This window comes from Streptomyces beijiangensis (genome assembly GCF_017315755.1).
GTDB classification, from domain to species: domain Bacteria; phylum Actinomycetota; class Actinomycetes; order Streptomycetales; family Streptomycetaceae; genus Streptomyces; species Streptomyces beijiangensis.
Genome location: NZ_JAFLRJ010000179.1, coordinates 42,715 through 54,427, shown reverse-complemented (window position 1 = coordinate 54,427; position 11,713 = coordinate 42,715). Strand labels below are relative to the sequence as shown.

11 protein-coding genes, 1 tRNA gene and 1 pseudogene are annotated in these 11,713 nt (G+C 70.9%); 7 read left to right on the top strand and 6 right to left on the bottom strand.

Translation table 11 applies throughout. The features are described from left to right. Positions 1 to 803: pseudogene (locus J0695_RS19985) on the top strand (LCP family protein); the annotation flags it as partial. A 19-nt stretch (positions 804 to 822) separates the two neighbouring features. Here the strand turns inward: J0695_RS19985 and J0695_RS19980 are convergent. Beyond that, a tRNA-Trp gene (locus J0695_RS19980) sits at positions 823 to 900 on the bottom strand. Between the two features lie 220 nt (positions 901 to 1,120). On the opposite strand from J0695_RS19980, the gene J0695_RS19975 reads away from it, so the two are divergent. Then, the gene (locus J0695_RS19975; RefSeq protein WP_206963468.1) at positions 1,121 to 2,098 is read left to right on the top strand and encodes a formylglycine-generating enzyme family protein; all 978 of its coding nucleotides are present in this window, start codon (positions 1,121 to 1,123) and stop codon (positions 2,096 to 2,098) included. 1 nt (position 2,099) lies between these two features. Here J0695_RS19975 and J0695_RS19970 read toward each other — a convergent pair whose 3' ends face one another. Then, the gene (locus tag J0695_RS19970) at positions 2,100 to 2,645 is read right to left on the bottom strand and encodes a hypothetical protein (RefSeq protein WP_242552918.1); all 546 of its coding nucleotides are present in this window, start codon (positions 2,643 to 2,645) and stop codon (positions 2,100 to 2,102) included. A gap of 98 nt (positions 2,646 to 2,743) precedes the next feature. Here J0695_RS19970 and J0695_RS19965 point away from each other — a divergent pair, with 98 nt between their 5' ends. Beyond that, positions 2,744 to 3,511: an ornithine cyclodeaminase family protein gene (locus J0695_RS19965; protein WP_307798698.1), complete on the top strand. Its 768-nt coding sequence runs from the start codon at positions 2,744 to 2,746 to the stop codon at positions 3,509 to 3,511. Positions 3,512 to 3,590: 79 nt separating this feature from the next. On the opposite strand, the gene J0695_RS19960 is transcribed toward J0695_RS19965, so the two are convergent. Together J0695_RS19960 and J0695_RS19955 are read right to left on the bottom strand one after the other, a co-directional pair. Continuing rightward, complete coding sequence (locus tag J0695_RS19960; RefSeq protein WP_307798697.1) at positions 3,591 to 4,841, bottom strand: L,D-transpeptidase; 1,251 nt, start codon at positions 4,839 to 4,841, stop codon at positions 3,591 to 3,593. A 133-nt stretch (positions 4,842 to 4,974) separates the two neighbouring features. Then, positions 4,975 to 6,045: a mechanosensitive ion channel family protein gene (locus J0695_RS19955; RefSeq protein WP_206963465.1), complete on the bottom strand. Its 1,071-nt coding sequence runs from the start codon at positions 6,043 to 6,045 to the stop codon at positions 4,975 to 4,977. A 157-nt stretch (positions 6,046 to 6,202) separates the two neighbouring features. Here J0695_RS19955 and J0695_RS19950 point away from each other — a divergent pair, with 157 nt between their 5' ends. The 4 genes from J0695_RS19950 to acuI are packed head-to-tail and all read left to right on the top strand — an operon-like array spanning position 6,203 to position 9,785. Next, positions 6,203 to 6,874 (top strand): TetR/AcrR family transcriptional regulator, encoded by a 672-nt coding sequence (locus tag J0695_RS19950; RefSeq protein ID WP_206963464.1) that lies wholly within the window; start codon positions 6,203 to 6,205, stop codon positions 6,872 to 6,874. A gap of 21 nt (positions 6,875 to 6,895) precedes the next feature. Beyond that, positions 6,896 to 7,654 carry an SDR family NAD(P)-dependent oxidoreductase gene (locus tag J0695_RS19945; protein ID WP_206963463.1) on the top strand — a complete coding sequence of 253 codons (759 nt, stop codon included), beginning with the start codon at positions 6,896 to 6,898 and terminating at the stop codon, positions 7,652 to 7,654. 43 nt (positions 7,655 to 7,697) lie between these two features. After that, on the top strand, positions 7,698 to 8,738 hold the full coding sequence (locus J0695_RS19940; protein WP_206963462.1) for an NAD(P)-dependent alcohol dehydrogenase: 1,041 nt from the start codon (positions 7,698 to 7,700) through the stop codon (positions 8,736 to 8,738). A 60-nt stretch (positions 8,739 to 8,798) separates the two neighbouring features. Continuing rightward, positions 8,799 to 9,785, top strand: a complete 987-nt coding sequence (gene acuI, locus J0695_RS19935; RefSeq protein ID WP_206963461.1) for an acrylyl-CoA reductase (NADPH) — start codon at positions 8,799 to 8,801, stop codon at positions 9,783 to 9,785. A 9-nt stretch (positions 9,786 to 9,794) separates the two neighbouring features. Here the strand turns inward: acuI and J0695_RS19930 are convergent, their stop codons facing one another. Both J0695_RS19930 and J0695_RS19925 read right to left on the bottom strand, forming a co-directional pair. Then, positions 9,795 to 10,724 carry a carbohydrate kinase family protein gene (locus J0695_RS19930; RefSeq protein ID WP_206963460.1) on the bottom strand — a complete coding sequence of 310 codons (930 nt, stop codon included), beginning with the start codon at positions 10,722 to 10,724 and terminating at the stop codon, positions 9,795 to 9,797. A gap of 139 nt (positions 10,725 to 10,863) precedes the next feature. Then, positions 10,864 to 11,709, bottom strand: coding sequence for an NAD-dependent epimerase/dehydratase family protein (locus J0695_RS19925; RefSeq protein WP_242552917.1), 846 nt, complete (start codon positions 11,707 to 11,709; stop codon positions 10,864 to 10,866). Between the last annotated feature and the right edge of the window lie 4 nt (positions 11,710 to 11,713).

Sequence of the window (11,713 nt, the reverse complement as noted above, 5' to 3'; positions counted from 1 at the left end):
CTTCATGATGATCGACTTCTCGGGTGTGGTGTCGATGGCCGACGCTGTCGGCGGCGTACCGGTGTGTGTCAAGAGCAATGTCCACGACAAGCTGTCGGGCCTGAAGCTCACCAAGGGCACCCACACCATCAAGGGGCAGCAGGCCCTGCAGTGGCTGCGCACCCGGCACGGCTTCGAGGACGGCAGCGACATCGGCCGCACCCACGCCCAGCACCTCTATATGAACGCGATGGTGCGCCAGCTCAAGGCAGGCACCAAACTCACCGACCCCGGAAAGCTGATGAACCTCGCCGAGGCCGCGACCAAGTCGCTCACCGTCGACACCGGTCTCGGCTCGGTCGCGAAGCTGTACGGCCTGGCGGAGGACCTCAAGAAGGTCCCCACCTCCGGGATCACCATGACGACCATGCCGTGGGGCGCCGACCCCGAGAACCCGACGGCCCATGTGGTGCCGACCGCGGCGGCAGGCAAGCTCTTCACTCTGCTGCGCAACGATCAGCCGGTGGACGGCAAGAGCGCGGGAACGGACAGCAAGGCCACGGCCGCACCGACGGCGAGCGCCGCGCAGAAGGCCGGAATCGCGGTCACGGTACGGAACGGCACGTCCACCGACACCCAGACCCCGGTCAGCGGCCGGGCCGCCGAAGTCGCCGACAAGCTGACCTCCCTCGGCTATGCCAAGGCCGAGGTCGACGACACTCTGGTCTCCCGGTCGGGCAGCACGGTGGNNCGCGGCGGCCGCCGCGGTCAACGCGTCGGACGAGACCGCGTGCATGAAGGTCAATCCGAGCTACACCTGGTGAGGTGAGCGGCACCATGTCGTGGCAGGGGCGGCAGGATTCGAACCTGCGGCGTACGGGTTTGGAATCCGTGGCTCTGGCCGGGCTGAGCTACACCCCTCTGTGCCCGTAACACTGGCACACAGGGGTGCCCGCGATCCACGGGATTTCTCCCGCACAGGACGGTCGTGCGGCGTCCGGGATACGAGATCTCCGGCCGGACGATGTTGTCCCCGGTGCGCGCCCCGCCTAGGGTCGCGGCGTGGCGCGGACCTCGCGGGCCGATTTCCGCCCCGGCCGCATTCCGCACCCTCCCCGTACCACCGTCAGAGAGTCACCCCATGAGCCACGAGCAGAAGGCCTGCTGCGCCCCCGGCCGCGGCCCCGCCACGATCCCGCTCGGCGCACCGGCCGCCCCGGCGCCCGCACCGCCGTCCCCGGCGGCCGCCCGGATCGCAAAGCGGCTGCTGGCACTGCCCGGCGGGAGCTTCCTGATGGGTACGGACGACGCGATCGGCTACCCCGCCGACGGCGAAGGGCCCGTCAGGGAGATCGGGTTGAGCCCCTTCCGGATCTCCCCGACCGCGGTGACCAACACCCAGTTCGCCACCTTCGTGAAGGCGACCGGATATGTGACGGACGCCGAGAAGTTCGACTTCTCGTACGTCTTCGAGGGTTTTCTCAGCCGTGAACTGTCCGCCCGCGCACCCCGCGTCCCCGCCACCCCGTGGTGGCGCGGCGTACAGGGTGCGACCTGGCGGCGGCCCGAGGGGCCCGGCTCGTCCATCGACGCGCGCCAGAACCACCCGGCCACCCACATCAGCCACAACGACGCACTCGCGTACTGCACCTGGTCGGAAACCCGGCTGCCCACCGAGGCCGAGTGGGAGTACGCGGCCCGTGGCGGACTCGTACAGAAGCGCTACCCGTGGGGCGACGAGCTGACCCCGGGCGGCCGCCACCAGTGCAACATCTGGCGCGGCGTCTTCCCCACCCGCAACACCGCGGAGGACGGATTCCGTGCGACCGCGCCCGTCAACTCCTTCAGGCCCAACGGTTTCGGGCTCTACAACACGGTCGGCAACGTCTGGGAGTGGACGGCCGACCGGTTCAGCCGTGACCACCACCTGACCGGCGAACGCACCGATCCGACGGGCCCCGCGGCCGGCCCCACCCGTGTGATGAGGGGCGGCTCCCACATGTGCCACGACTCGTACTGCAATCGCTACCGCGTCGCGGCCCGCAGCTCCAACACCCCCGACAGCTCCGCCGGGAACATCGGCTTCCGTATCGCGGCGGACGGCCCGGCCGCCGGCTAGGTCACTCCTCGAAGTGGGAGTCGAGGACCGCGTCGAGCTGTGTCGTCCACTCCTCGAGGCGTTCCTTGTTCACGGCCGTGATCTCGACCCAGTACTGGTGGCGGTTGGGCATGTGGACGGTGACGGTGAGACGGCGGCCGAAGCGGGACGTGTTGTACTCGACCGCGCCGATCTCCTTCCAGTCGAAGTCGACCTCCAGATCGTCCTGGCGGAGCCGGACACCGTGGCGGTCCGCGACGACCGAGGCGCGGCGGTCCGAGGCCTCGCAGGCGGGGCTGTCGTCGTCATCACCGGGAGCACCGCTCTCGGCGACGCCGTCGTCGGAACTGTCGTCGGCAGCACTCGCATCGGGAGTGCCGTCCTCCAGTGCGGCCTCGTCCGGCTCGATCGCGGCGGCCTCGGGCGCACCGTCCTCGGGCTCGGCGGCCTTGACGTCGGGCGCGGCGGGGCGCGCGGGCATGGGACCGGGGACGAACGCCGGATCAATCGCGGCGGCGTGCACGGGAGGGCTGTCGGCGGGGTCTATGCGCTGGTCCACGGTGGGCATTATGGATGATGTACCTGTGTGGCGGGCGTCAACGCCGGGAAGCGGTCCGATATATGGGACCGCACTGTCCCGTTCGCCAGTTGAGTGAGGAAAATCCCGTGAACCAGCCGCTCTCGCTGCCGCTGACCGATGCCCGCGCCATCGCCCGGCTCGTCCCGATGTCCGCCGCCGTGGAGGCTGTCGAGACCGTCCTCGCGGCGGGTTTCGATCCGGAGGGGGAGCCGGACCGCTCCGTCGTCGACGTCCCCGGCGGGCAGTTGCTGCTGATGCCGTCGTCCACCGCCTCGTACACCGGGGTGAAGATCGCCACCGTCACGCCGGAGAACCCCGGGCGCGGAAGGCCGCGCGTGCAGGGCCTCTATCTGCTCCTCGACGGGGTGACGCATGCTCCGGTCGCCCTGCTCGACGGCATCGCCCTTACCTCGCTGCGGACCCCGGCGGTGTCCGCGGCGGCGCTGCGGAGCCTCGCGGTGGCTGACGCACGGCGGCTGTTGGTGTTCGGGACAGGACCGCAGGCGTGGGGGCATGTCGAGGCGGTGCGCGCGGTGCGGCCGATGCTGGAGCATGTGGATGTGGTCGGGCGCGACGCCGGCCGGGTGGCGGCCTTCGTGGCGCGCTGCCGCGCGGCGGGGCTCTCGGCGGACGCGGCGGGCGGGCAGGACGTGGCGAGCGCGGACATCGTGTGCTGCTGCACCACCGCGCGTGAGCCGCTGTTCGACAGCACGCTGCTCGCCCCGCACACCGCCGTGGCCGCGGTCGGCTCGCACGAACCGGACGCGCGCGAGGTGGACGAGCATCTCGTGGGGCGGTCACGGAACCGGGCGTGGCAGTCCCGCCGCAGCCGGAAATCAGCAGTGCGACGGTGAGGAATGCCAGTAACTGCCCCGCACGCGTTGCCACTTCCGGCCTCCCCGGCTCGCCCGACCGCACCGTACGGTCGCCATGCTAGACGGCGCTGCCCGCTTTCCAGCTCTCCCAGGAGAGGTTCCAGCCGTTGAGGCCGTTGGCGGGATCCACCGTGTCCTCCTTCGAGTTGACGACCTCCACCACGTCTCCGAGCATCGAGCTGTTGTAGAACTCGGCACCCGGCGTCGAGCCGTCGTCCGCGCCCTTCGCATCGTGCATACCGACACAGCCGTGGCTGGTGTTGCTGGAGCCGAAGACCGAGGTCGAGGCCCAGTAGTTGCCGTGGACGAAGGTGCCCGACGTGGTGAGACGCTGCGCGTGCGGTACGTCGGAGATCGAGTACTCGTCACCGAGGCCGACGGTCGAGGAGTCCATCTTCGTCTGCTTGAACCGCTCGCTGATCACCATCTTCCCCGACCAGGTGGGGTGCGAGGAGTTCCCGCCGCTGACGGGATACGTCGCGACGGTCCTGCCTCCCCGGCGGATGGTCATCTTCTTCGCCGACAGGTCGACCGTGCTGATCTGGTTGCGCCCGATGTGGAAGACGACGTCCTTGGACTGCTTCCCGTACACACCGTCCGCGCCCTCGACGTCCTGCAGCCGCAGGCTCAGGGTGACCTTCGTGCCCGCGGCCCAGTACTCCTCGGGGCGGAAGTCGAGCCGCGTGTCGCTGAACCAGTGCCCGACCACCTCCACCTGCGGGTCGGCGGTGACGGTGATGGCCTTCTCGACGGCGGCGCGGTCGGTGACGGCGTGCGTGAAGTTGATCGACACCGGCATGCCGACACCGGACGTCGAGCCCGCCTCGGGGGTGAAGTAGCCGACGAAGGTGGAGCCGGGGGAGCGGGTGGTGAAGGCCGAGGTGTGCGTGGTGCCCGCGCCGGATCCGCCGACCTGCGCCGTGACGGTGTACCGGGTGCCGGAGTACGGGTTGCCCGTGGACGTCCACAGGGTGCGCGCCGCGTTGAGTGTCCCGGCCAGGGTCTTGCCGCTCGCATCGGCGACCTTGACGGAGGCCAGGGTGTCGCCGGTCACCGCCACCGTCACCGGCGTGGTGAAATCGGCCTTGCCCGACCCGTTGGCCGGCGTGACGGTGACGGTCGCCGACGCGGACTTCGTGGCTGCCGCTGCCGCACTCGCACCGGAGGCGCCGGAGGTGCCCGCGGCGCCGGCGCACCCCGCCAGTGACGCGAGCGGGACGACGCCGAGCGCCGCCAGGACCCCGCGCCGGGTCCAGTGCCGGTCCGGGGCCGCTATCGGGGAGGAGCCAGCGGTCTCAGTGGTGCCCACATCACGCCTTTCGTACGTCCGACTACTGCCGTGACAGCGTGCTCCGCGTACATGTGGGCGGTCTGTGAGGGGCCGGTGGCACAGGTGAGATTCTCCTGAAAGTCCCCCCCGCAGGACGGGGCGCCGCCTCCGGTCAGGGGCTGACGGTGCGCTGGTGCGGGATCGGCAGGGCCGCTTCGGACTGCTGCACCGCCACGGTCCGCGTCGGTGCGGGGATCTTGATCCCCTCCGCGCGGTACCGCTGGTGCAGCCGCTTGATGAACTCGTGCTTGATCCGGTACTGGTCACTGAATTCGCCGGCCCGGAGGATCACCGTGAAGTTGATCCGGGAGTCCCCGAACGTGTGGAAGCGGACGGCCGGCTCATGGTCGGGGACGCCGCCTTCGATGTCGCGCATCACGCCCTCCACCACCTCGGTGGTCACCCGCTCCACGTGCTCGAGGTCACTGTCGTATCCGACGCCGACCTGGACGAGCACCGACATCTGCTGTTCCGGCCGGTTGAAGTTGGTCATGTTGGTGCTGGCGAGCCGGTTGTTGGGGATGATCACGAGATTGTTCGACAGCTGCTCCACCACGGTGTTGCGCCAGTTGATGTCGACGACATAGCCCTCCTCCCCGCTGGTCAGCCGGATGTAGTCCCCGGGCTGCACGGTCTTCGAGGCCAGGATGTGCACCCCAGCGAACAGGTTCGCGAGGGTGTCCTGGAGCGCCAGGGCGACCGCGAGACCGCCCACGCCGAGCGCTGTCAGGAGCGGGGCGATGGAGACGCCAAGGGTCTGCAGTACGACGAGGAAGCCCATCGCCAGCACCAGGACGCGGGTGATGTTGACGAAGATGGTGGCCGATCCGGCCACCCCCGACCTGGACTGGGCCAGGCGCTTCACCAGGCCGGTGATCACCCGGGCCGCGGTGAGCGTGGCCACCAGGAGGAGCAGCACGGTCAGCGCACGGTTGACGTTGTGCCCGGCCCGCGAGCTCAGCGGCAGTGCCGCGGCGGCCACGGCCGCCCCGGCGGCGACCGCCGCCCATGGGACCAGGGACCGCAGCGTGTCGACGATGACGTCGTCCCCGCTCCAGCGGGTCCTGCGGGCCCGCTCTCCCAGCCACCGCAGGGCGCCGCGGAGCAGCAGCCCCGCGGCGAGACCGGCTGCCACCGCGATTCCGGCGACGATCAGGTCATGGAGCGTGAGGGCCCGGTTCACCGGCCGTCTCCCGCTGCCGACGACGCCTGGGCGGACGGTATGTGATGTGTCGTCACCTTGTGTCTGCTCGATTCTCGGGTCCGAAACGATCTTTCATCCTGCCGTATGCGATCACCCATGTTATGTCCCATGGGGACATTAGTGTTACGGTCGTCGCATGGGCATCGAGAAGACCGGCCCGGACGGCCGGAGGCAGCGGACACTGCGAAGCCGCGAGGCCATGGTGGCTGCGGCGACCGATCTGCTGTTCGAGCGCGGCCTTGATGGTGTGACCGTCGAGGAGATCGCGGAGCGCGCCGGAGTGACCCGCCGCACCTTCAGCCGGCACTTCCCCGGCAAGGAGGAGGCGATCCTCGGCGAGATCGGCGACAGCGGGCACACGATCAACGACGCGCTCAGGGGCCGTCCCGCGGACGAGGCGCCGCTCATGGCGTACTGGCAGGCGGTCTGCGCATGGCTCGCCGACGAGTTCGGTGGCCACCGCACCACCGACCTGTCGCGCCGCATCGAGCTGTTCCGCAGGATCGACCGGGAGCCCGCGCTCTTCGCCGCCTTCCAGCACCTGCGGATCGACGCGGAAGAGGAGTCCGTACGGATCATCGCCGGCCGGCTCGGCGTCGACCCGGCGGTCGACCCCCGTCCCGCGGTGACCGTCGGCACCGGCGCGGGAACACTCACCGCGGTCCTCCGCGCCTGGGCCCGTGGCGGCGACCCCGACGCCCTCCCCGCTCTCGCGGGAAAGTACTTCGGAGCGCTCACCGGGCTGCTGCCCGGCGGGAGCACCGGACAGCAGCACACGCAACAAAAGCAGCACACGCAGCACCCGTAATTCCAGAAGGTCGTGAAGAACATGAGCACCACCCCTGAGTTCGACGGCAAGGTCGCCCTCGTCACCGGCGCCGCATCCGGCATCGGTCTGGCCATCGCGGAGAAGCTCGCCGCGAGCGGCGCCGCCGTCGTCATCGCGGACTACAACGAGACCGGCGCCAAGGAGACCGCGGACCGCCTCACGGCCTCGGGCGCCCGCGCCGCAGCCGTCGCCGTCGACGTCACCGACGCCGCCTCCGTCGAGGCCGCCGTCCGCTTCACCGTCGAGACGTTCGGCGCACTGCACCTGGCCGTCAACAACGCCGGGATCGGCGGCCCGTCGCGGCCGACCGGCGAGTACGAGATCTCCGACTGGGACCGCGTCGTCGCCACCAACCTCAGCGGCGTCTTCTACTCGCTGCGCCACGAGCTGCCCGCGATCGTCGCCTCCGGCGGCGGCGCCGTCGTCAACATGGCCTCGATCCTCGGCACCAACGGCTTCGCGGGATCGCCCGCGTACGTCGCCGCCAAGCACGGCGTCGTCGGCCTGACGAAGACCGCCGCGCTGGAGTACGCCGCCCAGGGCGTACGGATCAACGCGGTCGGCCCCGGCTTCATCGAGACCCCGCTGCTCGCAGGATCCGACGCCGCCTCCCATGACCACCTCGTCTCGCTGCACCCGCAGGGCCGCCTCGGCCGCGCCGAAGAGGTCGCCGAGCTCACCGTGTTCCTGCTCTCCGAGAAGGCCTCGTTCATCCAGGGCAGCTACCACCTGGTCGACGGCGGCTACTCCGCCCGCTGACCCCGCCGTTCCCCCGCATCCGTACAAGGAGGTACGAAGCATCATGAAGGCTCTGCAATACCGTGAGGTGGGTGCGGCCCCCGAGGTCGTCACCGTCCCCGACCCCGAACCGGGCCCCGGACAGGTCCTGTTGAAGGTGACCGCCGCAGGCGTCTGCCACTCCGACATCGCCGTGATGTCCTGGCCCGCCGAGGCGCTCCCCTTCCCGCTGCCGCTCACCCTCGGCCACGAGGGCGCCGGCACGGTCGCCGCACTCGGCGCGGGCGTCACCGGACTGAACATCGGCGACCCGGTCGCCGTCTACGGCCCCTGGGGCTGCGGCACCTGCGCCAAGTGTGCGGAGGGCAAGGAGAACTACTGCCTGCGCGCCGAAGAGCTCTCCATCCGCCCGCCCGGCCTCGGCGCACCCGGCGCCATCGCCGAGTACATGATCGTGGACAACCCTCGTCACCTGGTGCCGCTGGACGGCCTCGACCCGGTCAAGAGCGTTCCGCTCACGGACGCCGGGCTCACCCCGTACCACGCGATCAAGCGCTCCCTGCCGAAGCTGGTGCCCGGCTCAACCGCCGTCGTCATCGGCACCGGCGGGCTCGGCCACGTGGCCATCCAACTGCTGCGCGCCATGTCCTCCGCGCGGGTCGTCGCACTCGACGTCAGCGAGGAGAAGCTGGCGCTGGCCCGGACGGTCGGCGCGCACGAGACCGTGCTCTCCGACGCGAACGCAGCGGCCAAGGTGCGCGAACTGACCGGCGGACGCGGCGCCGAGGCGGTCTTCGACTTCGTCGGAGCCCCGCCCACCACCGCCACCGGGGGCGCATGTGTCGCGGTCGAGGGCGATGTGACCATCGTCGGCATCGGCGGGGGCACGCTGCCCGTCGGATTCGGTGTGATGCCGTACGAGGTGTCCGTCACCGCCCCCTACTGGGGATCCAGGGCCGAGCTGACCGAGGTGCTCGACCTGGCACGCGCCGGTGCGATCGACGTCCATGTGGAGACGTATTCGCTGGACGAGGCACCGCTCGCGTACGAGAGACTGCACGCGGGGAAGATCAACGGCCGGGCCGTGATCCTGCCCAACGGCTGAGTCCACACAGGGCACAGCCCGCAGTACGCAGCACACCGCAGAGAACCGGGAGAGCGAACCATGTCATTTCGCGCCATCAGGGTCGTCAGCGACGAGGCGGGCCGCCGCGCCGAGACCGTGACCCTCGACGAAAGCGATCTGCACGAGGGCGATGTGACCGTCGCGGTGGACTACTCCACCGTCAACTACAAGGACGGCCTCGCGCTCGCCGACAAGGGCATCGTGCGCACGTACCCGCTGGTCCCCGGCATCGACTTCGCCGGGACCGTCGAGTCGTCCGCGCATGCCCGGTTCGCACCCGGCGACAAGGTGGTCCTCAACGGCTACGGAGTCGGCGAGAGCCACCACGGCGGCTTCTCCCAGAAGGCCAGGGTCAGCGGCGACTGGCTCGTCCCGCTGCCCGCCGGGCTCACCACCCGGCAGGCAGCGGCGATCGGCACCGCCGGGTACACCGCGATGCTCAGCGTGCTCGCCCTGGAGGACGCCGGGGTGACACCGGAGAGCGGCGACATCCTGGTCACCGGCGCGGCGGGCGGCGTCGGCTCGGTGGCCGTCGCGCTCCTCGCGAAGCTCGGGTACCGCGTGCTCGCCTCCACCGGACGCCCCGAGACGTCCGACTATCTGCACGCTCTGGGAGCGGCCGAGATCATCGACCGTACGACCCTCTCCGAGCCGGGCCGCCGCCCGCTCGCCTCCGAGCGCTGGGCGGGGGCCGTCGACTCGGTCGGCAGCCACACCCTGGTCAATGTGCTCGCCGCCACCCGCTACGGCGGCACGGTCACCACCTGCGGCCTGGCCCAGGGGATCGAACTGCCCGGCACCGTACTGCCGTTCATCCTGCGCGGGGTGACCCTGGCAGGCATCGACTCCGTACAGGCTCCGATGGAGCGCCGTATCAGGGCGTACGACCGACTGGCCCGCGATCTCGACCTGGCGAAGCTGGAGTCGATGACCACGGTCGTCGGTCTCGACGAGGTGCCGGCCGTGGCGGACCGCATCCTCGCCGGACAGGTGCGCGGCCGCACGGTGGTGGACGTCAACGCCTGACGGGGGTACTCAGGCCCCCGACACGCCGGACGCCGGCAGTTCGTCGGCGTACGGCGGCTCGGCGCCAGCGCGCGAGCAGGTGACCGCCGCCGCGCGGGCGGCGAAGCCGAGCACCTCGGACCAGCCCTCGTGGCCAAGCGTCTCCAGTGCGCCCGGCGACAGCAGACCGCGCAGGGCGAGCGCGTGCAGCAGCGCCGCGTTCACCGTGTCGCCCGCGCCGATCGTGTCGACGACCTCGACCTTCTCGCCGGGCACCGAGAACTCCTCGCCGCCCCGGGCGAAGACCGTGAGCCCGTCGCCGCCCCGGGTGACGACGACCGCGGCGGGCCCGGCGGCCAGCCACCCCCGGACGTCGTACCCGAGCCAGTCCGCGTCCTCCTCGCTCAGCTTCAGCAGCGAGACATGCGGCAGCCAGCTCTTGAACCGCGCCCGGTAGGCGTCCGCGTCCTGAATCAGTCCGGCCCGGATGTTGGGGTCCAGTGCGATGAAGATCCCGCGCGCCGACTCCCGCCGCATCAGCTGCTCGTACGCACTCGCCCCCGGCTCAAGGACCAGCGAGCAGGTGCCGAACGACAAGGCCCGTGTCCCTGCGGGCAGTTCACCCGGCACCTCGAAGAGCCGGTCCGCGCTGCCCTCGACATAGAAGCTGTACGAGGCCGAACCGCCCGCGTCGACCGAGGCGACGGCCAGCGTGGTGGGCTCGGGGCCGCGCTGCACGAACCCCGTGCCGACCTTCTCCTCCTCCAGCCGCTCCACCAGCGCTCCGCCGAAGCCGTCGGAGGAGATCCGCGAACAGAAGGAGACCTCGGCCCCGAGCCGCCCGAGCGCGATCGCGGTGTTGTACGGACCGCCGCCGCGCGCGGGCAGCAGCGGCGTCAGCACGTCACCGCGGGTCTGCGGCACCAGGTCGATCAGAGCCTCACCGGCGACGACGATCACAGGGTGTTCCTTTCAGAGGTACGGCGGGACGGCCGGAGCCTACGAGTTCCGGCCGCCGCGATCCAGGACGGTCAGACCTTCACGGGCATACGGGCGGGCTCAGGGTCCGATGCGGGCAGGTCCGGGCAGGTCCGGCTCCTCAGTCCAGCAGGTGCCGCGCCCGGAAGCCGAGCAGTCGTTCTGCTGCCGCGAGCTCCACGGGGGCGGCGCGTCCGGGAAGCGGGCGCAGGAGCCGGGTGGTGGGGTGGTAGCGGCGCAGAAGGTCCTCGGTCTCGTACGGGACGAGGGTCTCGGGGGCGCAGAGGTGCACGGAGTGGGCGCCGGGGAGGGTGACGTCGAGCGCCAGGAGGGCGGCCCGGGCCGCGTCCCTGACTTCGAGGTATGTCCACAGGTCCCTTGCGCCGAGGGCCGGTTGGGCGGTGACGCGGGCCGCATGCGCACGCAGCCGTTCGTCGAAGCCGCCGACGAACGGGTAGCGCAGGCAGACCACGCTCATCCCGTGGCGTCGCGCCATCATCCGCGCGGTCAGCTCGTCGGCCTGCTTGGAGAGGCCGTACGCATCCTCCACCTGGGCCGGCATGGCCTCGTCGACCGGTACGTACGCAGGGTGCGGGTCCTCGACGGACGTCCAGGGCAGGCCTGTCACGCCCCACGAACTGGCCAGGGCGACATGCCGGACCCCCGCCCGCCCGGCCTCCTCAAGCACCGTGAAAGTGGCCCGGGTGTTGGACCCGAAGACCTCCAGGGGCGTGTTGCGCTCCGGTGTCGGGATGGCCGCCAGGTGGACGACCGCGTCGGCTCCCTCCAGCGCGGCCCGCACGGACTTCTCCTCGGTGGCGTCCCCCGTGACCACCAGCCGGGCGGAGAGGTCGCCCGGGTCGTCCAGGACAAGGGCGTTCGCCTCGATGCCCTGCTCTGCCAGCAGGGCGAGCACGGCGCGCCCGATCCGGCCGGCCGCCCCGGTGACCATGACTCTGCCGACCATGCCG